Source organism: Kitasatospora sp. NPDC004240 (genome assembly GCF_053603215.1).
Map to the genome: position 1 here is coordinate 26,981 of NZ_JBSGFD010000040.1, position 26,961 is coordinate 53,941.

At 72.8% G+C, this 26,961-nt stretch carries 26 protein-coding genes and 4 tRNA genes; 9 read left to right on the forward strand and 21 right to left on the reverse strand.

Going from position 1 to position 26,961, the window contains the following annotated elements; genetic code table 11:
- Nucleotides 1–694 precede the first annotated feature (694 nt).
- From rplL to ACWEQL_RS13660, 11 genes are all read right to left on the reverse strand, one after another.
- Nucleotides 695–1,078: a 50S ribosomal protein L7/L12 gene (rplL, locus tag ACWEQL_RS13610; RefSeq protein ID WP_452150402.1), complete on the reverse strand. Its 384-nt coding sequence runs from the start codon at nt 1,076–1,078 to the stop codon at nt 695–697.
- An 88-nt stretch (nt 1,079–1,166) separates the two neighbouring features.
- Complete coding sequence (rplJ, locus tag ACWEQL_RS13615) at nt 1,167–1,730, reverse strand: 50S ribosomal protein L10 (RefSeq protein ID WP_452150403.1); 564 nt, start codon at nt 1,728–1,730, stop codon at nt 1,167–1,169.
- 380 nt (nt 1,731–2,110) lie between these two features.
- Nucleotides 2,111–2,983: a hypothetical protein gene (locus tag ACWEQL_RS13620; RefSeq protein ID WP_452150404.1), complete on the reverse strand. Its 873-nt coding sequence runs from the start codon at nt 2,981–2,983 to the stop codon at nt 2,111–2,113.
- A 55-nt stretch (nt 2,984–3,038) separates the two neighbouring features.
- Nucleotides 3,039–3,998: a hypothetical protein gene (locus ACWEQL_RS13625; RefSeq protein ID WP_452150405.1), complete on the reverse strand. Its 960-nt coding sequence runs from the start codon at nt 3,996–3,998 to the stop codon at nt 3,039–3,041.
- 70 nt (nt 3,999–4,068) lie between these two features.
- Nucleotides 4,069–4,893: a hypothetical protein gene (locus ACWEQL_RS13630; RefSeq protein WP_452150406.1), complete on the reverse strand. Its 825-nt coding sequence runs from the start codon at nt 4,891–4,893 to the stop codon at nt 4,069–4,071.
- Nucleotides 4,894–4,989: 96 nt separating this feature from the next.
- Nucleotides 4,990–5,778 carry a hypothetical protein gene (locus ACWEQL_RS13635; protein ID WP_452150407.1) on the reverse strand — a complete coding sequence of 263 codons (789 nt, stop codon included), beginning with the start codon at nt 5,776–5,778 and terminating at the stop codon, nt 4,990–4,992.
- Between the two features lie 195 nt (nt 5,779–5,973).
- On the reverse strand, nt 5,974–6,696 hold the full coding sequence (rplA, locus tag ACWEQL_RS13640; RefSeq protein ID WP_452150408.1) for a 50S ribosomal protein L1: 723 nt from the start codon (nt 6,694–6,696) through the stop codon (nt 5,974–5,976).
- A 76-nt stretch (nt 6,697–6,772) separates the two neighbouring features.
- Nucleotides 6,773–7,207 carry a 50S ribosomal protein L11 gene (gene rplK / locus ACWEQL_RS13645; protein ID WP_452150409.1) on the reverse strand — a complete coding sequence of 145 codons (435 nt, stop codon included), beginning with the start codon at nt 7,205–7,207 and terminating at the stop codon, nt 6,773–6,775.
- Between the two features lie 162 nt (nt 7,208–7,369).
- Nucleotides 7,370–8,245 carry a transcription termination/antitermination protein NusG gene (gene nusG / locus ACWEQL_RS13650; RefSeq protein WP_452150410.1) on the reverse strand — a complete coding sequence of 292 codons (876 nt, stop codon included), beginning with the start codon at nt 8,243–8,245 and terminating at the stop codon, nt 7,370–7,372.
- 212 nt (nt 8,246–8,457) lie between these two features.
- Nucleotides 8,458–8,784 (reverse strand): preprotein translocase subunit SecE, encoded by a 327-nt coding sequence (secE, locus tag ACWEQL_RS13655; RefSeq protein ID WP_452150411.1) that lies wholly within the window; start codon nt 8,782–8,784, stop codon nt 8,458–8,460.
- Nucleotides 8,785–8,933: 149 nt separating this feature from the next.
- Nucleotides 8,934–9,006 (reverse strand) — tRNA-Trp (locus tag ACWEQL_RS13660).
- A gap of 258 nt (nt 9,007–9,264) precedes the next feature.
- On the opposite strand from ACWEQL_RS13660, the gene ACWEQL_RS13665 reads away from it, so the two are divergent.
- Both ACWEQL_RS13665 and ACWEQL_RS13670 read left to right on the forward strand, forming a co-directional pair.
- Complete coding sequence (locus tag ACWEQL_RS13665) at nt 9,265–10,512, forward strand: pyridoxal phosphate-dependent aminotransferase (protein WP_452150412.1); 1,248 nt, start codon at nt 9,265–9,267, stop codon at nt 10,510–10,512.
- 137 nt (nt 10,513–10,649) lie between these two features.
- On the forward strand, nt 10,650–11,690 hold the full coding sequence (locus ACWEQL_RS13670; protein WP_452150413.1) for an adenosine deaminase: 1,041 nt from the start codon (nt 10,650–10,652) through the stop codon (nt 11,688–11,690).
- A gap of 48 nt (nt 11,691–11,738) precedes the next feature.
- Here ACWEQL_RS13670 and ACWEQL_RS13675 read toward each other — a convergent pair whose 3' ends face one another.
- From ACWEQL_RS13675 to ACWEQL_RS13700, 6 genes are all read right to left on the reverse strand, one after another.
- Nucleotides 11,739–12,779, reverse strand: a complete 1,041-nt coding sequence (locus ACWEQL_RS13675) for a UDP-N-acetylmuramate dehydrogenase (RefSeq protein WP_452150414.1) — start codon at nt 12,777–12,779, stop codon at nt 11,739–11,741.
- 51 nt (nt 12,780–12,830) lie between these two features.
- On the reverse strand, nt 12,831–13,253 hold the full coding sequence (locus tag ACWEQL_RS13680; protein ID WP_452150415.1) for a MaoC family dehydratase: 423 nt from the start codon (nt 13,251–13,253) through the stop codon (nt 12,831–12,833).
- Between the two features lie 4 nt (nt 13,254–13,257).
- Nucleotides 13,258–13,716 (reverse strand): FAS1-like dehydratase domain-containing protein, encoded by a 459-nt coding sequence (locus tag ACWEQL_RS13685; RefSeq protein WP_452150416.1) that lies wholly within the window; start codon nt 13,714–13,716, stop codon nt 13,258–13,260.
- 119 nt (nt 13,717–13,835) lie between these two features.
- Complete coding sequence (gene rpmG, locus ACWEQL_RS13690) at nt 13,836–14,000, reverse strand: 50S ribosomal protein L33 (RefSeq protein WP_006604855.1); 165 nt, start codon at nt 13,998–14,000, stop codon at nt 13,836–13,838.
- Nucleotides 14,001–14,084: 84 nt separating this feature from the next.
- Nucleotides 14,085–14,157: transfer RNA gene (locus ACWEQL_RS13695), tRNA-Met, on the reverse strand.
- A 44-nt stretch (nt 14,158–14,201) separates the two neighbouring features.
- Nucleotides 14,202–14,274 (reverse strand) — tRNA-Thr (locus tag ACWEQL_RS13700).
- A gap of 197 nt (nt 14,275–14,471) precedes the next feature.
- Here ACWEQL_RS13700 and ACWEQL_RS13705 point away from each other — a divergent pair.
- On the forward strand, nt 14,472–15,737 hold the full coding sequence (locus ACWEQL_RS13705; RefSeq protein ID WP_452150417.1) for a hydrolase: 1,266 nt from the start codon (nt 14,472–14,474) through the stop codon (nt 15,735–15,737).
- A 327-nt stretch (nt 15,738–16,064) separates the two neighbouring features.
- On the opposite strand, the gene ACWEQL_RS13710 is transcribed toward ACWEQL_RS13705, so the two are convergent.
- Complete coding sequence (locus ACWEQL_RS13710; RefSeq protein WP_452150427.1) at nt 16,065–18,056, reverse strand: APC family permease; 1,992 nt, start codon at nt 18,054–18,056, stop codon at nt 16,065–16,067.
- 543 nt (nt 18,057–18,599) lie between these two features.
- On the opposite strand from ACWEQL_RS13710, the gene ACWEQL_RS13715 reads away from it, so the two are divergent.
- Nucleotides 18,600–19,256, forward strand: a complete 657-nt coding sequence (locus tag ACWEQL_RS13715) for an HAD family hydrolase (protein WP_452150418.1) — start codon at nt 18,600–18,602, stop codon at nt 19,254–19,256.
- Between the two features lie 100 nt (nt 19,257–19,356).
- Here ACWEQL_RS13715 and ACWEQL_RS13720 read toward each other — a convergent pair.
- Nucleotides 19,357–19,437 (reverse strand) — tRNA-Tyr (locus ACWEQL_RS13720).
- A gap of 216 nt (nt 19,438–19,653) precedes the next feature.
- On the opposite strand from ACWEQL_RS13720, the gene ACWEQL_RS13725 reads away from it, so the two are divergent.
- On the forward strand, nt 19,654–20,142 hold the full coding sequence (locus ACWEQL_RS13725; protein WP_452150419.1) for a YajQ family cyclic di-GMP-binding protein: 489 nt from the start codon (nt 19,654–19,656) through the stop codon (nt 20,140–20,142).
- A gap of 207 nt (nt 20,143–20,349) precedes the next feature.
- Complete coding sequence (locus ACWEQL_RS13730) at nt 20,350–21,666, forward strand: VWA domain-containing protein (RefSeq protein ID WP_452150420.1); 1,317 nt, start codon at nt 20,350–20,352, stop codon at nt 21,664–21,666.
- 103 nt (nt 21,667–21,769) lie between these two features.
- On the opposite strand, the gene ACWEQL_RS13735 is transcribed toward ACWEQL_RS13730, so the two are convergent.
- Nucleotides 21,770–22,495, reverse strand: coding sequence for a DUF998 domain-containing protein (locus tag ACWEQL_RS13735; RefSeq protein ID WP_452150421.1), 726 nt, complete (start codon nt 22,493–22,495; stop codon nt 21,770–21,772).
- Nucleotides 22,496–22,684: 189 nt separating this feature from the next.
- Between ACWEQL_RS13735 and ACWEQL_RS13740 the strand changes: the two genes are divergently transcribed.
- Nucleotides 22,685–23,008: a YciI family protein gene (locus ACWEQL_RS13740; protein ID WP_452150422.1), complete on the forward strand. Its 324-nt coding sequence runs from the start codon at nt 22,685–22,687 to the stop codon at nt 23,006–23,008.
- Nucleotides 23,009–23,084: 76 nt separating this feature from the next.
- Nucleotides 23,085–25,304: a DUF6596 domain-containing protein gene (locus ACWEQL_RS13745; RefSeq protein ID WP_452150423.1), complete on the forward strand. Its 2,220-nt coding sequence runs from the start codon at nt 23,085–23,087 to the stop codon at nt 25,302–25,304.
- Between the two features lie 44 nt (nt 25,305–25,348).
- On the opposite strand, the gene ACWEQL_RS13750 is transcribed toward ACWEQL_RS13745, so the two are convergent.
- Nucleotides 25,349–26,356: a zinc-dependent alcohol dehydrogenase family protein gene (locus ACWEQL_RS13750; RefSeq protein ID WP_452150424.1), complete on the reverse strand. Its 1,008-nt coding sequence runs from the start codon at nt 26,354–26,356 to the stop codon at nt 25,349–25,351.
- A 181-nt stretch (nt 26,357–26,537) separates the two neighbouring features.
- Between ACWEQL_RS13750 and ACWEQL_RS13755 the strand changes: the two genes are divergently transcribed.
- On the forward strand, nt 26,538–26,870 hold the full coding sequence (locus ACWEQL_RS13755) for an ArsR/SmtB family transcription factor (RefSeq protein ID WP_452150425.1): 333 nt from the start codon (nt 26,538–26,540) through the stop codon (nt 26,868–26,870).
- Nucleotides 26,871–26,961: the final 91 nt, after the last annotated feature.

Consider the following 26,961-nt stretch of genomic DNA (forward strand, 5'->3'; position numbering starts at 1 on the left):
GAAGAGGGAGAGTTCCCAGGTCAGGGCAGTGCACGCTCCGGGCGACGAGTCACGGAGCAGCTAACAGGCAGCGCAAAGGGACAGTGTAGCCAAAGGGCACACTGCTGTCCAGCTCTGATTCGGAGACCGAATCGGAGACTCCTCCCGGTAGCCGGCGGACGCGGACGCCCTCCGGGTACTGCACTCACCCGGGCCGGGCCCGGGCCTTCGACTCACGTGGAGTCACTTCCCTGCGGAGCCCCCGGTTATGCCTCCGGAGGCGGACCAACCGGGCGGACTCGCGCCTTGAGAATCGCGCGCCTCGCCTGGTTCGTCAAGGGCCCGCCGCGGGTGCGGGCCTCGACCTGTCTATCGGGCGGGCACCCCTCGGCGTTACAGAAGCCGTGGTGGGGGCCACTCCCCGACGTCAGCGATCACCATACCGGTCCGCACCGACGGTGCCGAGTGCGCTGTCCGCCACACCGGTGGTTCCGTGCGGCGACGGGGTGGCCCCGGACGGCTCCGCGGTGTTCCCGGCGGGCGCGGACGGGCCCGGGGCGCGGACGAACCGACCCGGCGGCGCGGACGGACGGTCACGGGAACGCGAAAGGCCGGGCCGGCCACCCGTGTGGGTGGCCGGCCCGGCCCGGTGCTCCCGTCGGCCCCCTCAGAGGGGGCGTGGGGGAACCTCCCAGCCGCTAGGGCTGGGGGAAAGTCACTTGACGGTGACCTTGGCGCCGGCACCCTCGAGGGCGGCCTTGGCCTTCTCGGCAACGTCCTTGGCAACCTTCTCCAGGACCTTGGCACCAGCGGTGTCAACGAGGTCCTTGGCCTCCTTCAGGCCGAGGGAGGTCAGGGTGCGCACCTCCTTGATGACCTGGATCTTCTTGTCGCCGGCACCCTCGAGGATGACGTCGAACTCGTCCTGCTCCTCGACGGCCTCGGCGGTGGCGGCCGGGCCGGCGATGCCGGCAACGGCGACCGGCGCGGCGGCGGTGACGTCGAACTTGTCCTCGAAGGCCTTCACGAAGGCAGCGAGCTCGATGAGGGTGAGCTCCTCGAACTGCGCGAGCAGCTCGTCCTGGGTCAGCTTCGCCATGATGGCGTCCTTCCACTAAATCGGCAGGTGGTGCCGTATGTACGGGTTGGGCGGGCACGGGCCCGCAGCGAGGCGTGAGCCTGCGGAATTACTCCGCGGCCTCGTCCTCGGCGGCGGGAGCCGGCGTACCGGCACCGCCCTGCTCGACCTTGTCGCGCAGCGCGTCCACGGTGCGGACGAGCTTCGACGGCAGGGCCTGGAAGAGCGCGGCAGCCTGGGACTGCTTGGCCTTCAGGGCACCCGCCAGCTTGGCGAGCAGCACCTCGCGGGACTCGAGGTCCGCGAGCTTCTTGATGTCATCGGCGGACAGCGCCTTGCCATCAAGGACACCGCCCTTGATGATCAGAGCGGGGTTCTCCTTGGCGAAGTCACGCAGAGCCTTCGCCGACTCCACCGGGTCACCGGTGACGAAGGCGACAGCCGTCGGACCGTTGAACTGGTCGTCGAGCTCCGTGATCCCGGCCTCGTTGGCAGCGATCTTGGTCAGCGTGTTCTTCACCACGGCGTACTGGGCGTTGTCGCCCAGCGAGCGACGCAGGGTCTTGACCTGCTTCACCGTCAGACCGCGGTACTCGGTCAGCACGGCCGCGTTCGAGCCACGGAACTTGTCCGCGATCTCGGCGACGGCAGCAGCCTTGTCGGGCCTAGCCATAGGCTTACGCCTCCTTCCGTGATGTCGAAGTCGGGCCGACCGCGAAAGTCGGACCATCGGCGCCTCGAACCGGCCGGAGGTCGGGAAGGAAAGCTCCTGCGAAAAGCAGATGAGCCCCGGTGCGCAGGCGCACGGGGCTCGCAAGACCTCGACGGACACATGGGCGACCACGTGGAACCGGAAGTCAAAGCTCCAGACACACCTGCGCGGGCTGCCTGCGCGAAAGCGCAGATCCTTCGGTCCCGCACTCCCTCTCGGGGGCACGGCGACAACCAGCGGTCTTTGGCTTCGACAACTGTAACCGGGGGGCGGAAGGCCGTGCAAATCGCCCACCGTCGCCCACCGCCCGCCGGGGGCAGCGGGAGCCTCGCGGGCCGGCCTCAGCGGGCCAGCGGCGAGACGCTGCGGGTACCCGAGTCCACGGTGTCGGCCTCGGCCGGGGCCTGGACCGACAGGGAGCCGGCGTAGTCGGAGTAGAGCACGGTGTCGTCGGCCTGACCGCCCTCCCCGGTGCCGGTGCGGCGCAGCTTCACCAGCTGGTCCTTGTCGTTCAGCCAGAGGTCCAGGGTCAGCGTGGCCGAGCCGCCGGGGGTCAGCGCCTCCCGCAGGCCGTCCCGGCGCAGCTGGGAGAGGTTGCCCTGGGCGGCCGCGTAACGGCGGGCGTCGGTGGTCACCCGGTAGTGCTCGACGGCGGAGTCGTCCAGCTTCTCCTCGCCGACGTACCGGGCCTCCACCCCGTCGGCGGTGGCCGCGGCCAGCGCCGTCACCGGGCTGAGCAGGTCGATCAGCCCGGCGTACGGGATCTCGCGGTGGCCGTCGGTGGTCGGCGCCCCGGCGAAGCGCTCCCAGTGCCGGTTGCCGCCCAGCCGGGCGGCGGTGGCCGCGTCGCCGCCCTGGTAGGCCACGGTGTCCACGACGATCAGCTGCTGGGTCTCGCCCGGGGTGCGCCGCTTCACCTGGAGGGCGGTCTTCGGCGCCCAGAACAGCGGCCCGGCGCCCGTGTCGGCGCCGAGCCGGTAGTCGACCTTGGCCCGGCGGGCGGTCTGCGCGGCGATCTGGGCCGACAGCAGCACGCCGTGCGGGGACCGGTCGGTGGGCCGGGCCGGACCGGTCGGGGAGGCGCTGCTGGCGGACGGCGAGCCCTGGGCGGGCGGGCCGTCCCCGCCCCCGCCGCAGGCCGTCAGGCCGCTCGCCAGCAGCACGACGACGGCCACCGCGGCCGTCACGGCCACCGGCCGCCGCCGTCCCGCCATCCGCGCCTCCCGTTGCTCCGTTCTCCTCCGGCCCACCTTGCCACCCCGGCCGGGGTCAGCTGGTGGCGCCCCCCTGCGACTTCTTCAGCAGCTCGGTGAAGTCCACCGCGTCCGAGGCGGCCGGCTCGACGGTGTCGACCTTGGTGCCGTAGTCGGAGTAGACCACCGAGACCTTGACCGGGCCGTTCGCGGTCTGGGCCTCCTCGACCCGCTTGACCAGCAGCTTGCTGTCGGTCTCGATCCACACCTCGACGTGCTCGCTGGTGATCCCGGCCGTCTTCAGCTGCTTGGCGAGGTCCTGGGCCTGCTGGGAGTCCAGGCCGCGGGAGCTCGCGGTGGCGAGGTCGTCCGCGGTGAGGTCGCCGCTGTAGTGGACGGTGGCCTTGCCGTTCACGGTGTCCGAGCCGACCTCGGTGACCTTGCCGGCCGCGATCAGCGCGCGCACGCCGGCCTGCGGGTCGGCGCTCTTGAGCTGGTCCTTCATCGAGTCGCCGGCCGGGCCCATGATCTTGCCCAGGTCCTCGTAGCCGTAGCGCAGCCAGTTGCGGCCGTTGTACTCGCTGACCGCCTTGGGGCCGAGCTTCAGGTACATCGCTTCCTTGAGGTAGCGGTACTTGAGGGTGGTGCCGCCGGTCAGCGGGGCCATCTGCTTGCCCATGGGGCTGTTGCCGGCGTCCACGCTGAGCTCGCCCTTGAGGCCGTCGGCCCAGGAGATGGCGCCGTCGTAGATCAGCGCGCCGTTGCTGCCGATGGTCACCTCCTGGTGCACCTTGGCGGACTTGGCGGCGCCGGTCTTCTCGCCGACCAGCTTCAGGTAGGCGGCCGGGGTGAGCTTGGCCGGCGGCTGGGTGGTGGGTGCCGACGCGCCACCGGTGCTGTCCGAGCCCGCCTGGGCGGCGGTCTGCTGCGGCGTGGGCGCCGCCTCGGTCTTGTCGTCGTTGCACGCGGTCGCGGTCAGCGCGAGGGCCGCCACGACGACCGCGGCGGCGATGGTGCGGGTACGGGTTCCAGCCATGATTCCCCCTCCGAGGGTGCCCCGGGCGCACGGTGCGCCCGGGACGGTAGCCGGCTCTGGGCTGGTGGACTCAGCCGAGCAGCTTGCTGAGGTCCGCGGTGCCGATGTCGCCGGCCGCGGGAGCCTCGATCTTGGGAGCGGTGCCCAGGCCGGAGTACTTGACGGTGACGGCGGACTTCTCGCCGTTCTTGTCGCCGTACTGCTTGACCTGCACCAGCTCCTGCTTGGCGTTGATCCAGAAGTCGATGGTCAGCGTCTGGCCGTCGGCGCCCAGGCTCTTCTCCACGGCCGAGCGCTGCTCGGGGGTGAGCGTGGTCAGCGTGGCGACCAGGGCGCTGGTCTGCTGGGTGGTGTGGTAGTGGACGGTCTCGGTGCCGTCGACCTGCTCGGAGCCGACCTTGGACGGCTTGCCGGCGGCCGCGCCCGCGGTCAACTGCAGGACGGGGTTGACCATCTGGGCGGTGGTCAGCGCCACACCGCCGATCGGGCCGAGGACCGGGTCCTTGGGGTCGGGCTTGGTCCAGTGCTTGCCGCCGAGGGCCGCCGCGATCTCCGCGCCGCCGCCGAGGTAGACGTCGCCTCCGACCACCCGGACCTTGTTGGGGCCGTCGCCGCCCTCGGCGGTGACGTCCACCGAGGACTTGCCGTCCCAGCTGGCGGAACCGCTGGCGTTGCCCTCCCCGCCCAGGATGTTGATCTTGGCGTTCTTGGCGTTCTTCATCACGGCGGCCGAGGCGGCGAGGGCCGCCTTCGGGTCCAGGTCGGCGGCCTTGGCCGCGGCCGCGTCACCCGCGGCCGCCTGGGCGGTCGACTTGGCGTCACTGCCGCAGGCGGTGAGGCCCCCGATCAGCACGGCCGACACGACGACGGCCGAGGCGAGGCGCACAGCGCGCATGAATCGTCCCCCTGTTAATGCGATTCTCAGGTTATGCCCAGCGGACTCTAGCCGACCGTGCCGACGGCCCCGCAACCGCATTCCCCCCGGTCCCGTTCACCCCGACGTGGTCGGCGGAGGCGTCACCGCCCCGGGCTCGGAGACGTCCGTCGTGGTCACCGTGGTTCCGTCCGGGCCGGTGGCGGTGGACCGCAACCGCAGCAGCCGGTCGCCCGGGGCGACCCAGAAGTCGTATTCCACGGACACCACGCCGCGCCGCTGGTAGTGGGCCAGCACCGCGGCCAGCCGCTCGTCGGAGAGTCCGGGCTCGGCCGTGAAGTAGGTGGCGACCGGCGCGCTCGCCCGGTAGTGCGCCACCGTGGTGCCCGCGAGCTGTTCCCCGCCCAGCGGGGTGAGCCTGCCGGCCAGCGCCATGGTGTGGGCCGGGCGCCCCGGGTTGCCGACCAGGCTGGTCATCCAGCCCCCGGCGTACCCCTCCGGCGTCCCCGTGCCGCGCGGGTCCAGCGACTCGGCGTCCGCCCGCCCGGCCCGCCGGGGCACGCCGCCGTCCGGGGTGAGCTCGGCCACCCCGTCCCGGACGGTCAGCCGGGACACCGCGCCCCGCTCGTCGGTGACGGTGAGCTCACCGGCGTCCGCCTGCCCCCAGGAGAGCGTGCCGCCGGCGGCGCGCCGGCCGGCCGGACCCTCCTCGACCACCTCGATCCGGGCGCCGCCGAGGTCGTCCAGGTGCTGGGCGGCCGCCAGCAGCACCTGCTTGACCGGACGGACGGTGGCCGGCGGGCCCTGCGCGGCCCGGTCCGCCGGCACCGCCAACAGGCTGCAGCCCGTCGTGGCGCCGAACAGCAGCAGGACCGCCGCCAGGGCGGCTCGACGGTGGGCGGGCACGGCACTCTCCGGCGGTCGGCGGGACGGGGTTCACTCGTCCGGCCGAGCGTACGACGACTCGATCGTCCGTTCGCCCCCGCCCCCCGCCGGGGCCTCCTCCGGGAACGCCGACGGGCCCGCACCCCCGAGGGGGTACGGGCCCGTCGAAACGGATGAGCTGCGCCCAGGACGCGGCTACCGGTCGGAGCCGAGGGCTCAGACGGCGGCCGGGTCCTCCTCGACCAGGAGGTTGCGGGTGCGGTTCGGGTCCACCGGGACGCCGGGGCCCATGGTGGTGGTGACCGCGGTCTTCTTGATGTAGCGGCCCTTGGCGGCGGACGGCTTGGCGCGGAGCACCTCGTCCAGCGCGGCGGCGTAGTTCTCGACCAGCTGCTCGTCGGAGAAGGAGGCCTTCCCGATGATGAAGTGCAGGTTCGAGTGCTTGTCGACGCGGAACTCGATCTTGCCGCCCTTGATGTCGTTGACAGCCTTGGCGACATCGGGGGTGACGGTGCCGGTCTTCGGGTTCGGCATCAGACCACGCGGGCCGAGCACGCGGCCGAGGCGGCCGACCTTGCCCATGAGGTCCGGGGTGGCGACGACGGCGTCGAAGTCGAGGCGGCCCTTGGCGACCTCGTCGATGAGCTCGTCGGAGCCGACGATGTCGGCACCCGCAGCACGCGCGGCCTCGGCACGGTCGCCGGTCGCGAAGACCAGGACCCGGGCGGTCTTACCGGTGCCGTGCGGGAGGATCACGGTGCTGCGGACCATCTGGTCGGCCTTGCGCGGGTCGACGCCCAGACGCATGGCGACCTCGACGGTCGCGTCGAACTTGGTGGTGCTGGTCGCCTTGGCGAGGCGGATGGCCTCGAGGGGGGCGTAAAGGCGCTCGCGGTCCACCTGGGTGTCCGCGGCCTTCAGAGCCTTGCTGCGCTTCACTGCTGCTCCTGAATGGTGATGGGAGTCGTGGTGTCACGGGCCTGCGCAGGCCCTACCACAGGAACGAAAGAGCTGGTCAGCCCTCGACGGTGATGCCCATCGACCGGGCGGTGCCGGCGATGATCTTCGCGGCCGCGTCCAGGTCGTTGGCGTTCAGGTCGGGCATCTTGGTGGTGGCGATCTCGCGGACCTGGGCGCTGGTGAGCTTGGCGACCTTGGTCTTGTGCGGCTCGCTGGAGCCCTTGTCGATACCGGCGGCCTTCAGGATGAGGCGCGCGGCCGGCGGCGTCTTCGTGATGAAGGTGAAGGAGCGGTCGTCGTAGACCGTGATCTCCACCGGCACGATCATGCCGCGCTGCGACTCGGTGGCCGCGTTGTAGGCCTTGCAGAACTCCATGATGTTGACGCCGTGCTGGCCCAGCGCGGGGCCGACCGGCGGCGCCGGGTTGGCCGCACCGGCGTTGATCTGGAGCTTGATAAGCCCCGTGACCTTCTTCTTCTTGGGAGGCATTTCTCTCCGGGTCCTTCCGAGAGGTGATTGCTGGTGCGTGCCGAACCGGGGCGACACCCGGTCGCCAGCACACACATCGGACCAGGCTAACGCGGATGCGCCGCTGGACCAAAACGACTTCGGGGCGGGGCCGCGGCCCCGCCCCGAAGTCGAAGACCTGTACTAGTTCTTCTGGATCTGGTCGAAGGAGAGCTCGACCGGGGTCTCCCGGCCGAAGATCTCGACCAGGCCCTTGACCTTCTTCGAGTCCGGGTTGATCTCGTTGATGGTCGCCTGCAGGGTCGCGAACGGGCCGTCGGTGACGGTGACCGAGTCGCCGACCTCGAAGTCCAGGACCTGCACCTCGACCGGGCGCACCGGCGAGGCCTTGCCGGCCTCCTTGGCCGCCTGGCGCTCCACGTCCGGGGCGAGCATCTTGACGACCTCGTCCAGGGTCAGCGGGTACGGGTCGTAGGCGTTGCCCACGAAGCCGGTGACGCCGGGGGTGTTGCGCACGACGCCCCAGGACTCCGGGGTGAGGTCCATGCGGACGAGCACGTAGCCGGGGAGCTTGTTCTGCCGGATGGTCTTGCGGTCGCCGTTCTTGATCTGGACGACCTCCTCCTGCGGCACCTCGGCCTGGAAGATGTACTCCTCGACGTTCAGCGAGACGGCGCGCTGCTCCAGGTTCTGCTTCACCCGGTTCTCGTAGCCGGCGTAGGTGTGGATCACGTACCACTCGCCCGGCATGAAGCGCAGGTCCTCGCGGAACTTGGCGACCGGGTCGACCTCGACGGCCTCCTCGGCGACGGCCTCGGCCTCGTCGGTCTCCTCGGCGGCGAGCTCCTCGCCGGACTCCACGTGCAGCGCGGCCTCCTCGGCGGGCTCGCCGGCCTCGGCCTCGTCGTACGCCTCGACCTCGTCCTCGTCGCTGTCCGCGGCGTCGACGATCTGCTCGGCGGACTCGGCGTCGTCAGCCAGCTCGGCCGCGTCCAGCTCGGCGGCGACATCCGCCTCGCGGACGGTCTCGTCGGCGTCGTACAGGGGGGACTCAGACACGGTGGCTGCTTCTTTCCTGGAGATGGTGAAGGTGGCGCGCTCCGGGACGCTCCGTCGCCGCTCCGCTACCGCGGGCGCGCCAGGAAACCTCTCGGAGACTTCAACAGTACCGAGTCAACGGTAGCGGCCTCGTACGTTCGCCGCCGACAGCTCGACCCGGACCGAAACATCGGCCCGGGTCGGGAAGCTGTTGCGCGGGTCGTGGGACCGGGTCAGCCGAAGATCCAGAGGCTGAGCTTGGAGAAGCCGTAGTCCAGGCCGGCCACGAGGGCCATGACCACCACGACGAACACGACCACGACGGTGGTGTAGTTGACCAGCTCGCTGCGGGTGGGCCAGACGACCTTGCGCAGCTCCGCGATGATCTGGCGGTAGAAGAGCCCGAGCCGGGCGAAGAAGCCCTTCTTGGCACGCTTGCCGGACTTCTTGTCGCCACGCTTGCGGCGCGACTCGCCCGAGGCAGGGGTGGTCTCAGCGCCGTCGGCACCCTCGGGGTTGCCGCTCTCAGGCGTTGCGGTGGAGCCCGTGGTCTCCGTCACTCGTCCTCACCTGAATCCGGGTCCTGCCGAGCGTCACCTGCGTACCCGAGGGGGCACGAGCGGCCGGCTAAAGCGGTGCTGTTCGGTGCCCTCTCCGCACCAAGCCCGCTCGCTCTGCGGAGCGAACGGGCTGAATACGGATCAAGCAGCAGGGCAAGAGGGACTTGAACCCCCAACCGCCGGTTTTGGAGACCGGTGCTCTACCAATTGAGCTATTGCCCTACGGCGCCTCGCGGAGCCGGTAGTGACGACCAACCTACCTCATCTCCCGCCGCCTGCGTACAGGTGGTGGATCTTCGGCTTTTCTCGGTGGCCGTCGAGAGGTGAGTGTACGTGGTCCGAGGGTGTTTGGTCGAACCTCTTCCGTCCCGCCTCCCCCGCGGACCGTTCCGCGCACGACCCGGATCGCCATTCGGACGGGTCGGTACGCATCCTGAAACCGCCATGCCCGGGCCCCGTCGGGTCTGGGACCATGCAGGCATGAGCGCTTCCACCCCGCAGCCCGACAGTTCCGTCCGCCCCGCCGACCGCCGGGTCTCCGCCCGGATCGGCGCGATCGCCGAGTCCGCCACCCTGGCCGTGGACGCCAAGGCCAAGGCCCTCAAGGCGGCCGGCCGCCCGGTCATCGGCTTCGGCGCCGGCGAGCCGGACTTCCCCACCCCGGACTACATCGTCGAGGCCGCCGTCGAGGCCTGCCGCGACCCCAAGAACCACCGCTACACCCCGGCCGGCGGTCTGCCGGAGCTGAAGGCCGCGATCGCCGCCAAGACGCTGCGCGACTCGGGTTACGAGGTGGACGCCGCGCAGGTGCTGGTCACCAACGGCGGCAAGCAGGCGATCTACGAGGCCTTCGCCGCGATCCTGGACCCGGGCGACGAGGTCATCGTGCCGGCCCCGTACTGGACCACCTACCCGGAGTCGGTGCAGCTGGCCGGCGGTGTGCCGGTGGAGGTCGTGGCCGACGAGACCACCGGCTACAAGGTCTCGGTCGAGCAGCTGGAGGCCGCCCGCACCGAGAACACCAAGGTGGTGCTCTTCGTCTCGCCGTCCAACCCGACCGGCGCGGTCTACACCCGTGACGAGGCCGAGGCGATCGGCCGCTGGGCGCTGGAGCACGGCCTGTGGGTGCTCACCGACGAGATCTACGAGCACCTGGTCTACGGCGACGCGACCTTCACCTCGCTGCCGGCCCTGCTGCCGGAGCTCGCCGACAAGTGCATCGTGGTCAACGGCGTCGCCAAGACCTACGCGATGACCGGTTGGCGGGTGGGCTGGGTGATCGGCCCCAAGGACGTCGTCAAGGCCGCGACCAACCTGCAGTCGCACGCCACCTCGAACGTCTCCAACGTCGCGCAGCGCGCCGCGCTGGCCGCCGTCAGCGGCGACCTGTCGGCCGTGCACGAGATGCGCACCGCCTTCGACCGCCGCCGCCGCACCATCGTGAAGATGCTCAACGAGATCGAGGGCGTCGTCTGCCCCGAGCCCGAGGGCGCCTTCTACGTCTACCCGTCCGTCAAGGCCCTGCTGGGCAAGGAGATCCGCGGGCAGCGCCCGCAGACCTCCTCCGAGCTCGCCGCCCTGATCCTGGACGAGGTCGAGGTCGCGGTCGTCCCCGGCGAGGCCTTCGGCACCCCGGGCTACCTGCGCCTGTCGTACGCGCTGGGCGACGCCGACCTGGTCGAGGGCGTCGGCCGGGTCCAGACGCTGCTGGCCGAGGCCCGCGACTGACGCACCGGCACGCACACCCGGCGTGTCCCCGCGGGCCCGCGCCGGGGTGAACCGCGGCGACCGCCCCCTTTTCACCCCTTCGGGGGATGTGAAGGGGGCGGTTCCCGTAGTGACCCGGGATGCGGCAGGATTCGTGAATGGAACGCCTGCTGAATCCGCGAGACGTCAGGGACCTTCCCAAGGCCCACCTGCACCTGCACTTCACCGGCTCGATGCGCCCGGCCACCCTGCTGGAACTGGCCGACAAGCACGGCGTCCGGCTGCCGGAGGCGCTCAGCTCCGGCGAGCCGCCCAGGCTGCGGGCCACCGACGAACGCGGCTGGTTCCGCTTCCAGCGGCTGTACGACACCGCCCGCTCGGTGCTGCGGGACGAGCAGGACATCCGCCGGCTGGTGCTGGAGACCGCCGAGGACGAGCGCCGGGACGGCTCGCGCTGGCTGGAGATCCAGGTCGACCCGACCTCCTACGCGCCGCGGCTGGGCGGGCTGATCCCCGCGCTGGAGCTGATCCTGGACGCGGTCGAGCACGCCGCCGCGGCCACCGGGGTCGGCATCCGGGTCCTGGTGGCGGCCAACCGGATGAAATCCCCGATGGACGCCCGGACGCTGGCCCGCCTCGCGGTCCGCTACGCCGACCACGGGGTGGTCGGCTTCGGGCTCTCCAACGACGAGCGCCGGGGCCTGGCCCGGGACTTCGACCGGGCCTTCGACATCGCCCGCAAGGGCGGACTGCTGGCCGCCCCGCACGGCGGCGAACTCGCCGGCCCGGAGTCCGTCCGGGACTGCCTGGACGACCTGGGCGCCGGCCGGATCGGCCACGGGGTGCGCGCCGCCGAGGACCCGCGGCTGATGCAGCGCCTCGCCGACCGCCAGGTGACCTGCGAGGTCTGCCCCTCCTCCAACGTCTCGCTGGGCGTCTACGAGCACCCCGAGGACGTACCGCTGCGCCGGCTGTTCGACGCCGGCGTGCCGCTGGCGCTGGGCGCCGACGACCCGCTGCTGTTCGGCAGCCGGCTGGCGGACCAGTACGCGCTGGCCCGTGACGTGCTGGGATTCTCCGACACCGAGCTGGCGGAGCTGGCCCGCCAGTCGGTGCGCGGGTCGCGGGCGCCGGAGAGCGTGCGCAAGGAGCTGCTCGCCGACGTCGACACCTGGCTGGCGGAGGGCGCCACGGACTGACGGCGCCGGGGGCTGCTCCTACCTGCGAAGGCTTCGGCCGGACACGGCCTAGAGGCGTACGCCGATCATCACCGGCTCGTTGACCAGCTCCACGCCGAAGGCCGCGCGGACGCCGTCGCGGATCTCCCGGGCGAGGTCCAGCAGGTCCTCGGCGGTGGCCGCGCCGCGGTTGGTCAGCGCCAGGGTGTGCTTGGTGGAGAGGGTGGCCGGGCCGCTGCCGTAGCCCTTGGTGAAGCCCGCGCGGTCGATCAGCCAGGCCGCCGAGGTCTTGGTGCAGCCGTCCGGCGCCGGGTAGGCGGGGGCCTCCTCGGCGCCCGGGCGGGCCTTGAAGACCGCGTACTGGTCGGCCGTCAGCACCGGGTTGGTGAAGAAGGAGCCCGCCGACCAGGTGTCGTGGTCGCCGTCGTGCAGCACCATGCCCTTGCCCGAGCGCAGCCGCAGCACCGCCTCGTACGCCTCGCGCAGCCCGACCCGCTCGTCCGGGGAGACGCCCAGGTGGCGGGCGGTCTCGGCGTAGCGGACCGGGGTGGAGAGGCCGCCGGCGTCCTCCAGGGCGAAGCGCACCCGGAGCACCACGTAGCGGTCGGGGTCGGCCTTGAAGCGGCTGTGCCGGTAGGAGAAGGCGCACTCCTCGCCGGTCAGGGTGACCGTCGCGCCGACCCGGCGGTCGTACGCGACCACCCCGGTGACAGACTGGGCCACCTCCTGGCCGTAGGCGCCGACGTTCTGCACGGGCGTGGCGCCGGCCGAACCGGGGATGCCGGCCAGGAACTCGATACCGGCCAGGCCGTGCTCCACCGTCCGGGTGACCGCGTCGGCCCAGACCTCGCCGGCGGCCAGCTCCAGCGCGGTGCCGTCGAGGTGGAAGCCGGTGGTGGCGATCCGCAGCACGGTGCCGGGGAACCCGGCGTCGCCGATCACCAGGTTGGAGCCGCCGCCGAGGACCAGCAGCGGCTCGCCGGCCGCGTCGGCCGCGCGGACGGCGTCGACCACCTCGTCGTCGGTGGTCGCGGTCACCAGCCGGCGGGCCGGGCCGCCGAGCCGGAGGGTGGTCAGCGGGGCGAGGGGGGCGTCGAGTTCTACCTGCACGCCCACCAGCGTACGGGGAGGGCTCGCCGGCCCTCCCCGTCCGCCCCGGGCTCAGGCCAGCCGGACCACCGCGCGGGACATGCCCAGCACCTTCTGGCCGCCGCTGGTCGCCACCAGGTCGACCTGCACCTTGCGGTCGTCCAGCAGCTTGGCGACCTTGCCGGTGACCTCGATCACCGCGCCGACGCCGTCGTTGGGCACCGGCACCGGCCGGGTGAAGCGCACGCCGTACTCGACCACCGCGGCCGGGTCGCCGACCCAGTCGGTGACCACCCGGACGGCCGAGGCCATGGTGAACATGCCGTGCGCGATGACGTCCGGCAGGCCGACCTCCTTGGCGAACTTCTCGTTCCAGTGGATCGGGTTGAAGTCGCCGGAGGCGCCCGCGTACTGCACCAGGGTGGCGCGGGTCACGGGGAAGGACTGCGCGGGCAGCTCGGTGCCGACCGCGACCTCGTCGAAGTTGACCGTCATCCTGCTACTCCCCCGTCTCGTCGGCGGCCCGGGCCACCAGGGTCATGATCGAGGTCACCACGTGCTCGCCGCTCACGTCCGACACCTCGCCGCGCACCGTGAGCACGTCGTTGCCCGCGAGCGACTTGATGTTGTCGATGGTCACCTCGACCGAGAGCCGGTCACCGGCCCGCACCGGGCGGGTGTAGGCGAACTTCTGGTCGCCGTGCACCACCCGGCTGTAGTCCAGGCCCAGCTGCGGGTCCTCGACCACCTGGCCGGCGGCCCGGTAGGTGACCACGAACGGGAAGGTCGGCGGGGCGATCACGTCCGGGTGGCCGAGCTCCTTGGCGGCCTCCGGGTCCGTGTACGCCGGGTTGGGGTCGCCCACGGCGACGGCGAACTCGCGGATCTTCTCCCGGCCGACCTCGTACGGCTCGGTGGGCGGGTAGGTCCGCCCGATGAAGGAGGGGTCGAGAGCCATGGGCACACTCCTCGGATGTCCGGTGGGTGACGAAAAAAGACTCCGGGCCGCACCCCAGTGAGGGATGCGGCCCGGAGTCGGAGACCTGGTTCACACAGGCCCGGCGACCCGCGAAGGGGTCAGCGGGTCTCGCGGTGCGCGGTGTGCGAGTTGCAGCGGGGGCAGTGCTTCTTCATCTCAAGACGGTCCGGGTCGTTACGCCGGTTCTTCTTGGTGATGTAGTTCCGCTCCTTGCACTCCACGCAGGCCAGCGTGATCTTCGGGCGGACGTCGGTGGCAGCCACGGGAGTGCCTTCCTTGGACAATGAATAAGAACACAGACAAGAGTAGCCGACCGGGAGTGCGATCTCCCGACCGACTACGCGGGGTAGCGGTGACCGGACTTGAACCGGTGACACAGCGATTATGAGCCGCTTGCTCTACCAACTGAGCTACACCGCCACAGTGATCCGGAGCGAGGCCGAAGCCGAACTCCCTCTCACCAGAGCCCCCATGCGGAATCGAACCGCAGACCTTCTCCTTACCATGGAGACGCTCTACCGACTGAGCTATAGGGGCGAACGAGGAAGAGATTACACGTTCCGCGCCCAGAGGTGAAATCCGTATCCGGCCCCGAAGACCGCAGGTCGGCGGGGGGTACACCCGAACGACCGAAGGACCTTCGTTCGAACGGCCGTGGACGGTACGGCCCGACCCGATACGACTTATGCCCGCCTCCCGGCCGCCCGCGCCCGTGCGCCATAGGCTCGACGTCCATGGACAGCGCACCCGCCGACGGACCGCAGCCCGGCAACGGGCCGGCCGCCAACCCGCTCGGGCACGGCCCGGTGCTGCTGCTCACCGGCGCCCGGCTGGCCGACGGACGGGTGGTCGACGTACGGATCAGCGGCGACCGCATCCAGGCCGTCGGCACCGTCGGCAGCCTGGGCCCGCTGCCCGCCCTGCCCGGCACCCCCACCGCCACCACCGGCGCCCGGATCGACCTCTCCGGCTATCTGCTGCTGCCCGCCCCCGCCGAGGCGCACGCGCACTACGACGTCGCCTTCTCCGCCGCCCTGCCCACCCCGCCGCCGGAGACCCCCGCCGACCTCACCCGCCGGGTCACCGAGGCCGCGCTCACCTCGCTCGGCTACGGCGCCACCGCCCAGCGCACCCACGTCCGGATCGGCGACGTGCACGGGCTGCGCGGGCTGGAGGCCGTCCTCACCGCCCGGCAGGCCCTCAGCGGACTCGCCGAGCTCCAGACCGTGGCGGTGCCCCGGCTGCTCACCGGCCGGGCCGGGGCGGACGGCCGGGCGCAGCTGCGCGAGGCGCTCAAGCTCGGCGCCACGGCCGCCGGCGGCTGCCCCGAGCTGGACCCGGACCCGGCCGGCTACGTGCAGGCGGTGCTGGAGGCCGCCCGGGAGGCCGACTGCCCGGTGGACCTGCACACCACGGCGGCCGATCCGGCGCAGCTGGCGAGGCTGGCCGGCGTGCTGGGCCCGCTGCGGCCCCGGGTGACGCTCGGGCCGTGCGGGGGCCTGACCCCGGGCGCCTCCACGGCGCTGGCCAGCAGCGGGATCCGGGTGGTCGTCCTGCCGCAGAACGGCTGCTGCACCGGGGTGGAGGGCCGTCCGGCCGGGCTGCGGCCCTCGCTGGTGCGGGAGCTGGCCGAGGCGCGGGTGCCGCTGGCGGCGGGCAGCGGGGCGCTGCGCGACCCGGCCTCGCCGGTGGGCCGGGCCGACCCGCTGGAGGCCGCGTACCTGCTGGTGGCGAGCGGGGCGCTGGGCGTGGAGGCGGCGTACGACGCGGTGGCGAACCAGGCCCGGACGGCGCTCGGGCTGCCGCCGGTGCGGGTGGACGCGGGCTTCCCGGCGGAGCTGCTGGCCGTGCGCGGGGACAGTCTGGCCGGGGCGCTGGCGGGCGGGCACAGCCGGCTGGTGGTGCACTGCGGCCGGATCGTCAGCCGGACCAGCGCGGTGCGGGAGTTCGCCGACACGGTGGCGCTGGCGCTGCCCCGGCAGAGCGGCGCGCCGGGCTGACGTACGGCTGCCATGGTGCGCGAGGGGCGCGCGACGAACGTCGCACGCCCCTCCCCCACATTGGCCGCCGACGGGCGCCGGTGAGAACCCGGGCGGCACCGCGGCCCCAGGCATCCCCCACGGAGCGGGACCGCGCTCTCATCACCGACGCTACGCCTACGGACGGCTTCGGGGAACGGTCTTGACGTCCTTCTTTCGCGGGCCCTAAGCCTCTTGACGATTCATCGACGGCCCGTCGGGCCGGATCTTCGAGCTGACGTCACGTCACTTCCGTGCGCCGAGCGCCGTGTTGGCCCTTCCCGGACGCCGGGCGCCGTCCGGCGGCCGTCACGCGTGCTCGGGCGCCGGGAGCCGCTCGTGCTCCGAGCGGACGGCCGGCTCACCGCGCCGCACCGCGCCGGGGGCCCGGCGGGACGGGTGGTACGCCCGGCTGGAGGAGGTCAGCTGCCAGGGCACGCTGATCACCATCACGCCCGGGGTGAACAGCAGCCGGCTCTTCAGCCACAGCGCCGACTGGTTGTGCAGCAGGTGCTCCCACCAGTGGCCGACCACATACTCGGGGATGAACACCGCGACGGCGTCCCGGGGGCTGGTGCGGCGGTACTCGCGGACGTACTGGACGACCGGCTTGGTGATCTCCCGGTACGGCGAGTCCAGCACCTTCAGCGCCACCCGGACGTCGAACTCCGCCCACTGCCGGACCAGTTCCTCGGTGCTGTCCCTCTCCACCGCGACCGTGACCGCCTCCAGGGTGTCCGGCCGGAACGCCTCCGCGTAGCCGAGCGCCCGCAGGGTGGGCCGGTGCAGCTTGGACACCAGCACGATGCCGTGCACCCGCGACGGCCGCACCGCGTCGGCCCGCGGATCGTCGACCGCCAGCTCCGCCGCGACCGCGTCGTAGTGGCGGCGGATGCCGCGCATCATCACCCAGAGCACGGCGGCGGCCAGCACCGCCAGCCAGGCGCCCTGGGTGAACTTGGTCAGCAGGACGATCACCAGCACCAGCGCGGTGGTCACGCCGCCGAGCGCGTTGATGACCCGCGCCCGGTGCGCCCGGGCCCGTACGGCCGGGTCCGTCTCGCTGGCGAGCGCGCGGTTCCAGTGCCGGACCATGCCGATCTGGGACAGCGTGAAGGAGGTGAACACGCCCAGGATGTAGAGGTGGATCAGGTCGGTGACGTTGGCGTCGTACAGCCACAGCAGGGCGCCGGCGACCACCGCGAGGGCGATGATGCCGTTGGAGAAGGCCAGCCGGTCGCCGCGGGTGTGCAGCTGCCGGGGCAGGTAGCGGTGCTCGGCCAGGATCGAGGACAGCAGCGGGAACCCGTTGAAGGCGGTGTTCGCGGCCAGGATCAGGACCAGCGCGGTGGCCGCCTGGATCACGTAGAACAGCACGCTGTCGTCGCCGCCGAAGACCGCCGCCGCCAGCTGGGCGATCACGGTCTGCTGGGGCACGGTCGCGCAGTCGGCGAAGCCGGTGAGGTCGCAGGCGTCCTCGGCGATGTGGACGTCGGCGACCAGCGCGAGGGCCGTGATGCCGGAGAACGTCGTGACGGCGATCAGGCCCATCGCGGCCATCGTGCTCGCGGCGTTCCTCGCCTTGGGCGCCCGGAAGGCCGGCACCCCGTTGGATATCGCCTCGACCCCGGTCAGCGCCGTACAGCCGGAGGCGAACGCGCGCAGGCCCAGCATCAGCAGGCCCAGCCCGGCGAGGGCGTCCTGGCCGTACTCCGGCCGGATGCCGTACCCGGCGCTGGAGGCCACCGGCGCGTCCCCGAACGCCACCCGGACCAGCCCGGTGACGATCATCAGCAGCATGGCGCAGATGAAGAGGTACGTCGGCGCCGCGAAGGCGTTGCCGGACTCCCGGACACCGCGCAGGTTCATCGCCGTCAGCAGCACGACGAAGCCCAGCGCCAGCGGCACCCGGTGGTCGTCCAGGCCGGGGAACGCCGAGATGACGTTGTCCACGCCCGAGGCCACCGACACCGCGACCGTCATCACGTAGTCGACCAGCAGCGAGGCCGCCACCACCAGGCCGGCGTTGGCGCCGAGGTTCCTCGACGCCACCTCGTACGAGCCGCCGCCGCTCGGGTAGGCGTGCACCACCTGGCGGTACGACATCACCACGACCGCCATCAGCGCGACCACGGCGGCCGCCACCCACGGCGTCAGGTACAGGAAGGCGGTGCCGCCGACGGTGAGCACCAGCAGGATCTCCTGGGTGGCGTAGGCCACCGAGGAGAGCGGGTCGGAGGCGAAGATCGGCAGCGCCAGCCGCTTGGGGAGCAGCGTCTCGCCCAGCTCCTCGCTGCGCATGGCTCTGCCGATCACTAGGCGCTTGAGGGCCTGGGGCACGTTGAACACAGGGGCGAGCGTAAGCGCGCCGCGCGGGCCCGCAATGGGCCCGCGCGGCGTGTCCGGCGGGGCCGGTGCGCCCATCGGGCCGGGTGTTCTCGCAGGTCGGAGGCGCTATGGGGAGGCGGGTGGGAAGCCCTCGACGGCGCTGCGGGGGGTGCCGGGCGGGGCCGTTAAGACCTCGTCAAGATCTGGCGGGACGGGCGGTCGTACGGGGCATATCAGGACGAATCGGCACGGCCGGAGGGTGACGGGGGCGGGTGGGCCGCTGTCCCGGCGGGCGCCGGTTGGGAAGACGATCAGCTGGTCCGGAGGACTCCCGGCGCGGACCCGGCACACGGCCGGTGCGCGTCCGGGACGTCTCAGCGACAGGGCTGAACGACCCGACCCACCCCCACTCCACACTGTGCTGCCCCTTGGCAGCAATTGCAAGTGATGTGCAATAACTCGCCCCGGCCGCCTCCAGTCGCGACCCTCCGCCCCCGGTCAACTACGCTCCGCCACATGCACCCCCCGCTCCTCCTCATCGACCTCGACCACACCCTCGTCGAACGCGACGGCGGCACGGCCGACTGGGCACCCGCCTTCTGCGCCGCCCACGGCCTGCCACCGCGGGCCGCCGCCGACGTCCACGACACCCTGAACACCGACCGCTCCCCCGCCGGCTTCACCCGGATCGCCGACCGGTACGGCCTCCCCGACTCCGGGCCCGACCTCTGGGACGAGCACATCGCGTACGAGGCCGGCCGCGTCCACCCCATCCCCGGCGTCCCCGAGGCACTCGCGACCCTGCGCACGGCGGGCTGGACCATCGCCGTCGTCACCAACGGCTACACCGACATCCAGCGCGCCAAACTCGCCCGCACCGGCCTGCTCCCCGCCGTCGACGCCGTCTGCGTCTCCCAGGAGGCCGGCGCCCGCAAACCCGAGCCCGCGATCTTCCACCTCGCCGCCACCCGCCTCGGCCGGGCCCTGCGCCCCGACGACTGGATGGTCGGCAACAACCCGGCCACCGACCTCCGGGGCGCGCACGCCACCGGCATCCGCTCCATCTGGATCACGCCCTTCCCGCCCCCGGCCCTCCCCGACGACCACCCCGCCCCCACCCACCTGGCCCCCAACACCCCCGCCGCCGCCACCCTCCTCCTCGCCGGCCCCTGACCCCTGACCCCGCGACACCCCTCCGCGACCTCCGCCACAACGCAAAACAGACCGGCCCCGAACAGCGTTTCCGCTGTTCGGGGCCGGTCCGGTAATCCAGTGGCTGGTGCAGGGTTCGAACCTGCGTAGCTTGCGCGACAGATTTACAGTCTGCTCCCTTTGGCCGCTCGGGCAACCAGCCAGGATCTCGTTTCCCGGGGCTCGCCCCGTTCGACTCCGTAAACGATACCCGATGGTGGGGGGTGCTTCGCCACTCGGTTGGTCACGTGATGATCAAGGGGTGTGGCGTGGCTGTCGGGGGCGTGGGCGGGGTGGTGCTGGATAGGCTGGGGCGGCGGGTCGTCCGGTGGGGCGGGCCGTGCCAGTGAAGCCAGCGCATCAAGGAGACCAACACACCATGGCCGACTCCAGTTTCGACATCGTCTCGAAGGTCGAGTGGCAGGAGGTCGACAACGCGATCAACCAGACCTCCCGTGAGATCGCCACCCGCTTCGACTTCAAGAACGTGGGCGCCGAGATCAGCCGGTCCGGCGAGAAGATCGAGATGAAGGCCAACGGCGAGGAGCGGGTCAAGGCCGTTCTGGACGTCCTGCAGAGCAAGTTCATCAAGCGCGGCCTGTCGCTGAAGGCCCTGGACACCCAGGAGCCGCAGCTGTCGGGCAAGGAGTACAAGATCTTCGCGAACGTGAAGGAGGGCATCTCCCAGGACGATGCCAAGAAGGTCGCCAAGATCATCCGGGACGAGGGCCCCAAGGGCGTGAAGGCCCAGGTCCAGGGTGACGAGCTGCGCGTCAGCTCGAAGAGCCGGGACGACCTGCAGACCGTGCAGGCCCTGCTCAAGGGCAAGGACCTGGACTTCGCGATCCAGTTCGTGAACTACCGCTAGAGCGGGGGCCACCCGCCGGAGCAGGAGCTCCTGCCCGCGGCGGCGCCCTGCCCTGTCGGAGCGGAAGGGCGCATCGGGGTACGGCACCGGGGAGGGTCCCGGGCGCCGGCCCCGGTGCGCCCTTCCGCGTACCGGCATCGGTACGACCCTTGACGCCCGCCCGGGTGCGACCCGAGTCTGTGATCTTCGACGACGAGGGGACGGACCATGCCGAGAACGGGCCTCGACAAGGGCGCCAACACCGCACTGACCGGGCCCGGGGTGACGGTCACGGTGACGGCCGGCGGGGTGGCGGTGGACGTGTCGGCCCTGCTGGTGAACGAGGACGGCAAGGTCCGTTCGGACGACGATCTGGTCTTCTTCAACAGCCCCCACCGCGACGGGGTCACCCTGGCCGGGACGGCCATCACCGCCGAACTCACCGCGATACCGGGCGATGTGCGGTCGGTGGTCGTGGTCGCCAGCGTCGACGTCGAACTGCCGGGCACCACCTTCGACCCCGCGTCCACCCCGTCCGTGGTCATCCGGGACGGCGCGGCGGAGCTGGAGTTCGTACCGCCCGGGATGTCGGGCGGGGAGACCGTCCTGGTGCTGGCCGAGCTGTACCGGCGCGGCGACGGGTGGAAGGTCCGCGCCGTCGGCCAGGGCTACGCGGGCGGACTCGGCGCGCTGGCACGGGACTTCGGCGTCAGCGTCGCCGATGACGAGCCGGCGGAGGCACCCATGGTGGTACCGGTGGTGGAGGCGCCCTTGGCGGTACCGGTGGTGGAGGCGCCGGCCCCGATGGCGCCGCCCGTACCGTCCGTGCCGGCCGGGCCCGGGGAGTCCGCCATCGGCTTCGAGAAGGTCGCCGCCGTCGCCCCGGCGCTGCTGACCAAGTACCGGAGCGCCGGGGACTCGCTGCGCAAGCGCGGGCTGACGGGGACGCGGGCCGCGGTGTACCTGGTGCTCGACTACTCGGGAAGCATGGAACAGCACTACGACAACGGCGACGTGCAGGCCTTCTCCGAGCAGATCCTCAGCCTCGCCGCGCACCTGGACGACGACGGCACCATCCCGGTGGTGCTGTTCCACCACAGGGTGGCGCACACCGCCGAGCTCGCGCTCAGCTCCTACCAGGGCGGGATCGACCGGATCCGCGACGGCGTCGAGATGGGGGGCACCGAGTACGCCCCCGCGATGCAGGCGGTGATCGAGCTCCACGAACGGCGCGCGCCCGGCACCCCGGCCCTGGTGGTCTTCCAGACCGACGGCAACCCCTGGGACGCGAAGGCCACCAGGCGCACCCTGCGCAGCGCCGCCAAGAGCCCGCTCTTCTGGCAGTTCGTCGGCTTCGGCAACCGCCGGAGCCTCGGCTTCCTCGCCGGGCTCGACGACCTGGGCCGCCGCACGGTCGACAACTCCGACTTCCTCGCCGCCGGCGAGGATCCGCGCGCCTGGTCGGACGAGGACCTGTACGACGCGCTGCTCGCGGAGTGGCCGCGCTGGCTCTCCGAGGCCAGGGCCAAGGGCATCCTGCGCTGACGTCCGTACGGGCGCGGGCCCGCGAACGGCACAGGGCCCGGGTGGTCACGACGAGGATCGTCGTGACCACCCGGGCCTTCGGCGTCGGTGCGCCAACGCCGGTTCACAGGCCGCGGCGGTGGCGGGCGGCGACCGCGGAGATCCAGAACATCGCGATCATCACGCCGACCGCCAGGGTGAGCGTGCCGGCCTTGCCGCCGCCCATCGCCCAGCCGTTGCCGAGCAGCAGCGCGGTGCCGGCGAGGCGGGAGGCGACGGCCTCGGCGCGGCGGCCGGTGCGGGAGAAGTGGCGGCCGAGGACGTAGCAGGCCGCGCCCATCGCGACGAACGTGAGCATGCCGGCCGCCATGTGGGCGTAGCTGTGCCAGGTGAGGGCGGTGGGCATCCCGTCCGGGGTGCCCGCCGGGAAGCCGTCGGCCGGGTCCATGACGAAGACCCCTGCGGCGATCATGCCCAGGCCCTGGACCCGGACCAGCCGGGGCACCCAGGTGCCGCCCGGGGTGCCGTGCAGGACGCGGCGCAGGCCGCTCGCGCCGGCGGTGTACAGGGCGCCGACGAGCAGGAAGTCGGCGATCTGGACCCAGCCGAGGGAGCCGTTGCTCAGTGCGCTGAGCGGGTGGCGGGTGATGTCGAAGCCCTCGCGGGTGGCGGCCTGGGTGAGGGCGACGACCGCCCACAGCGGGGCGGCGAGGGCGGCGGCGGTGAGGAGCGCCCGGGTGGTGGCGGCGGAGGTGGGGGTGCCGGTGCCCTTGACGGAGGTGGCGGTGGCGGAGGTGCCGGTGCCGGCGGAGGAGTCGCTGCCGGTGCGGAGCTGGGTGGTGGTGGCCATGGTGGGGCTGCCTCTCTCGGCGGGGGATCCGTGGTCTGTTCGGTGCTCGCTGACACGTCGAACCGCCGATGTGACAGGGAATGACCGGCGTTCCCTGTCACATCGGCCCGATCGACGTACTGGCAGAACCACCCGCCGGGCACCGAGCCCCGGTGGGACCCGTACGAGACGAACACCCGGGAGAACCCCATGCGCTACCTGATGACGACCGGCCCGTCCGAGACCGCCCCCGACGAGAAGCTGTTCACCGAGATGGCCGCCTTCATCGAGGAACTGACTGCCTCCGGCGTCCTGTTGGCCACCGGCGGGCTGGAGCCGGGCGGCATCCGGATGACCTCCTCCGGCGGCGAGATCACGGTCGTCGACGGGCCGTTCGCGGAGGCCAAGGAGGCGGTGGCCGGCTTCGCGCTGGTCGAGGTCCGCTCCGAGGAGGAGGCCCTTGAGCTGGCCCGCCGGTTCCGCCGGATCGTCGGGGACGGCGAGAGCCTGCTCCGCCGGATCTTCAACCCCTGACCGTCGCGGGAGCCACGCCCGCGCGAACCCCCGATCCGCACCCGTCCCGGCTTGCCCACAGGCCGGGACGAGTGCTGTGATCAACGCCGTGGACGCCCACCGCACGGTCGACGCGGTCTGGAAGCTGGAGTCGGCCAGGATCGTCGCCACGCTCACGCGGATGGTGCGCGACGTGGGCCTCGCCGAGGAACTGGCGCAGGACGCGCTGGTCGCCGCCCTGGAGCAGTGGCCCGTCTCCGGCGTGCCCGCCAACCCGGCCGCCTGGCTGACCACCATCGCCAAACGCCGGGCCGTGGACCACATCCGGCGCGCCCAGCGGCTGGAGCGCAAGCAGGAGGAGCTCGGCCACGAGCTGCTGCGGTCCGGCGACCCGTTCGAGGCCGGGCGGCCGGAGTACCGGGACGGTTCCGGGGAGGAGTACGGGGAGGAGCCGGGTGCGCGGCCCGAGCCGGAGAGCTCCGAGCCCGGGCCCGGCTCCGGCCCCGGCTCCGGCCCCGGCTTCGGCTCCGGGCAGGACGACGTCCTGCGGCTGATGTTCATCTCCTGCCATCCGGTGCTGCCCACCGAGGCGCGGGTCGCGCTGACGCTCCGCCTGCTCGGCGGCCTGACCGCCGAGGAGATCGCCCGTGCGTTCCTGACCACCGGCACCGCCGTCACCCAGCGGATCGCCGCGGCGAAGCGGACCCTCGCCCAGGAGCGGGTCCCCTTCGAGCTGCCGGCCGCCGACGAACTCGCCGAGCGCCTCTCCTCCGTCCTGGAGGTGGTCTACCTGGTCTTCAACGAGGGCTACTCCGCGACCTCCGGCGACGACCTGATCCGCCCGGCGCTCTGCCACGAGGCCCTGCGACTGGGCCGGCTGCTCGCCGAACTCGCCCCCGGGGAGGCCGAGGTGCACGGTCTGGTCGCGCTGATGGAGATCCAGGCCTCCCGCTCGGCCGCCCGCACCGGGCCCGACGGCGAACCCGTCCAGCTCCACGAGCAGAACCGCGGCCGCTGGGACCAGCTGCTCATCCGCCGGGGCTTCGCCGCCATGCTGCGCGCCCGGCGGACCGGCGGCGCCCCCGGCCCGTACGTGCTGCAGGCCGCGATCGCCGTCTGCCACGCCCAGGCGCGCACGGCCGAGGAGACCGACTGGGCGCAGATCGCCACGCTGTACGGGGCGCTCGAACGTCTGCTGCCGACGTCCGTCGTCCGGCTCAACCGGGCGGTGGCGGTCGGCATGGCGTACGGGCCCGGCGCCGGGCTCGACCTGCTCGACGCGCTGGTCACCGATCCGGTGCTGCGCGACTACCACCTCCTGCCGAGCGTGCGCGGCGACCTGCTGGCCAGGCAGGGCCGGAGCGAGGAGGCCGCGCGGGAGTTCCGGCGGGCCGCCGCGCTCACCCGCAACGCCGCCGAGCGCGCCTTCCTGCTGCGCCGCGCGGACGATCTGCCCGGAGGGCGGCCCGCCGGAGTCACGCTGGCGCAGGCGGCCGAGGCGTTCCTCGCCCGGGACGGCGCGGAGGCGGCCACGGTCCGCTCGTACGGGCAGACGCTGCGGCGGCTCTGCCTGGACCTGGGCGGGGACACCCCGCTGACCGGGCTGGACGCGGAGCGGGTGGGCCGGGCGTTCACGGCGGCCTGGGGCACGACGGCGGCGCGGACGTGGAACCGGCACCGGGCCGCCGTCCGCTCCTTCGCCGCCTGGGCAGCCGGGTCGGCAGGGTCTGCCTGGGCTGCCGGGGCCACCGGCTCCGCGGGTGGGACGGCCGGGGTGGCCGGACTCGCGGCGGGCATCGGGCGGCGGACCGAGCCCCGGACCGGCGGCGACGCGTCCGGCACACCGCCCCTCGGCGACGGGATCGACGACGGGTGGCTCGACGCCCTGTGGGCGCGGACGGACCTGCCGCTGCGCGAGCGCGTCCTGTGGCGGCTGCTGCACGAATCGGGGGCGCCGGTGACGACCGTCCTCGCGCTGAACGTCGAGGACCTCGACCTGGACGACCGCCGGACCCGCGCCGGTGCGGGCTCCCGTACCCGCTCCGGGCCGGGTGCCGGCCGGGTGGGCTGGCGTTCGGCCACCGCCCGGCTGCTCCCGCAGCTGATCGGCGGCCGGACCCGCGGGCCGCTGTTCCTCTCGGACCGCCGCCCCGGGCCGGCCCGCACACCCGCCGCGGCCGACCTCTGCCCGGAGACGGGCCGGCGCCGGCTGTCGTACGAGCGGGCCGAGTACCTCTTCAAGCGGGCCACCCGGACGCTCGACCCGGCCGGCGAGGGGTACACCCTGCGCCGGCTCAGGCCGGACGGGCGGCCCTGATCCGGAGGCTCAGGCGGGGCGGCGGGCGGACCTGATCCGCAGGCTCAGGCGGGGTGGTCGACCGTGACGACGATCTTGCCGACCTGGGCGCCCGCCTCCAGGTAGCGGTGCGCCTCGACGATCTCGTCCAGGCCGAAGACCCGGTCGACGGCGGGTGCGAACGCCCCGGTGCGCAGGCCGGAGGCGACGAACGCCTCGGCCCGGCGCAGCCGTTCGCGGTCGGTGGTGGTCTCGAACAGGGTGAAGCCGCGGATGTTGCGGCCCGCCAGCTCCCCCAGCGGGGGCAGCGGGGTGTCCGCACCGGCGAGCGCCCCGTAGACGAGGAGCGTGCCGCCGGGGGCGAGCGCCCGGACGAGGCCGGTCACCCCGGGGCCGGCCACGGCGTCGAAGACGAGCTCGGCGCCGCGTCCGCCGGTGAGCTCCAGCACCCGGGCGGTGACGTCCTCCTCCTCGGTGACGATCACCTCGGCCGCGCCCGCCGCGCGCAGCCGTTCGGCCTTGGCGCGGGTACGGGTGGTGGCGACGGGCACCGCGCCGACGCGGTCGGCGATCCGGATCGCGGCCAGACCCACGCTGCTGGAGGCCGCGGTCACCACGACGGTGTCCCCGGCGCGCATCCCGCCGACCTCCACCAGCGCGCCGTACGCGGTCAGATAGGGCATCCACACCGCGGCGCCGCCGACCGCGTCGAGCCCCTCGGGGCGGTGCACGACGGCGGCGGCCGGGACGACCGCGCGTTCGGCGTAGACGCCGTAGTCGTTCATCGAGAACGCGGGCACCACGCTGACCGGCGCGCCGGCCTCGAATCCCGTCACCCCCGGGCCGACCGCCTCCACCACGCCCGCGGCCTCGGCGCCCAGCCCGGCCGGGAACCGCGCGGCCTGCTCGATGTAGTGGCCGCCGCGGAACAGCGCCTCGGCCCGGTTGAGGCCGATCGCGTCCACCCGGAGCAGCAGTTCACCGGGGCCGGGCCCGTCGAGCTCCGCGTCCTCGATCCGCAGCACCTCCGGTCCGCCGACCTCGTGGAACCGCACCGTCCTGGTCCTGGTCATCCCGCGACCTCCCCTTCCCCGCCCTGCCGGTGAGGGCGGCGCCGGGTGCGCGCCGCCCGGTCCCCAGCCAAGCTGAATGTACGTCAGCTGTCAAACTTTGATTTCTGTCGAACTTTTACCGGTGGCGGGCGCCGAGGTGCCCTACGATGCGGGCAGGCGGTCGAGGCGAGGGGTGACGACGGTGGCGCGGCAGAACGAGCGGGACCGCGTCCCGCCGCACCCGGACCTCCGGAACGTCGCCCTGCAGCAGGTGCTGGAGGCGCTGGTCGACCCGGTGCGCCGCGGGATCGTCGGCGAGCTGTACGCCGCCGACCGGGACATCAGCTGCGGCGGCTTCGACCTGTCGGTCAGCAAGTCCACCGCCACCCACCACTTCCACGTGCTGCGCGAGGCCGGGCTGATCCGCCAGTACTACGTCGGCACCTCGCGGATGAACGCGCTGCGCCGCGAGGAGGTCGAGGAGGCCTTCCCCGGGCTGCTCCGCGCGCTGGTGGCCGGGCGCGCGACGGGCTGAGCGCCGCCCCGAACGGCGGGCCCCGGAGGGCGGGCGTCGCTGCCTGCGGGGTGCCGGACAGCGAGACGGTCCCGGGCCGGCGCCGGCGCCG

Coding starts and splice junctions, on each gene's coding strand:
- ACWEQL_RS13740 (WP_452150422.1), top strand. CDS start 22,685: ATGCGCTACCTGATGACGACCGGCCCGTCCGAGACCGCCCCCGACGAG.
- ACWEQL_RS13705 (WP_452150417.1), top strand. CDS start 14,472: ATGGACAGCGCACCCGCCGACGGACCGCAGCCCGGCAACGGGCCGGCC.
- ACWEQL_RS13715 (WP_452150418.1), top strand. CDS start 18,600: ATGCACCCCCCGCTCCTCCTCATCGACCTCGACCACACCCTCGTCGAA.
- ACWEQL_RS13725 (WP_452150419.1), top strand. CDS start 19,654: ATGGCCGACTCCAGTTTCGACATCGTCTCGAAGGTCGAGTGGCAGGAG.
- ACWEQL_RS13735 (WP_452150421.1), bottom strand. CDS start 22,495: ATGGCCACCACCACCCAGCTCCGCACCGGCAGCGACTCCTCCGCCGGC.
- ACWEQL_RS13625 (WP_452150405.1), bottom strand. CDS start 3,998: ATGGCTGGAACCCGTACCCGCACCATCGCCGCCGCGGTCGTCGTGGCG.
- rplL (WP_452150402.1), bottom strand. CDS start 1,078: ATGGCGAAGCTGACCCAGGACGAGCTGCTCGCGCAGTTCGAGGAGCTC.
- ACWEQL_RS13750 (WP_452150424.1), bottom strand. CDS start 26,356: ATGACCAGGACCAGGACGGTGCGGTTCCACGAGGTCGGCGGACCGGAG.
- ACWEQL_RS13730 (WP_452150420.1), top strand. CDS start 20,350: ATGCCGAGAACGGGCCTCGACAAGGGCGCCAACACCGCACTGACCGGG.
- ACWEQL_RS13630 (WP_452150406.1), bottom strand. CDS start 4,893: ATGCGCGCTGTGCGCCTCGCCTCGGCCGTCGTCGTGTCGGCCGTGCTG.
- ACWEQL_RS13670 (WP_452150413.1), top strand. CDS start 10,650: ATGGAACGCCTGCTGAATCCGCGAGACGTCAGGGACCTTCCCAAGGCC.
- ACWEQL_RS13620 (WP_452150404.1), bottom strand. CDS start 2,983: ATGGCGGGACGGCGGCGGCCGGTGGCCGTGACGGCCGCGGTGGCCGTC.
- ACWEQL_RS13685 (WP_452150416.1), bottom strand. CDS start 13,716: ATGGCTCTCGACCCCTCCTTCATCGGGCGGACCTACCCGCCCACCGAG.
- rplJ (WP_452150403.1), bottom strand. CDS start 1,730: ATGGCTAGGCCCGACAAGGCTGCTGCCGTCGCCGAGATCGCGGACAAG.
- ACWEQL_RS13710 (WP_452150427.1), bottom strand. CDS start 18,056: ATGCGCAGCGAGGAGCTGGGCGAGACGCTGCTCCCCAAGCGGCTGGCG.
- ACWEQL_RS13680 (WP_452150415.1), bottom strand. CDS start 13,253: ATGACGGTCAACTTCGACGAGGTCGCGGTCGGCACCGAGCTGCCCGCG.
- rplK (WP_452150409.1), bottom strand. CDS start 7,207: ATGCCTCCCAAGAAGAAGAAGGTCACGGGGCTTATCAAGCTCCAGATC.
- ACWEQL_RS13665 (WP_452150412.1), top strand. CDS start 9,265: ATGAGCGCTTCCACCCCGCAGCCCGACAGTTCCGTCCGCCCCGCCGAC.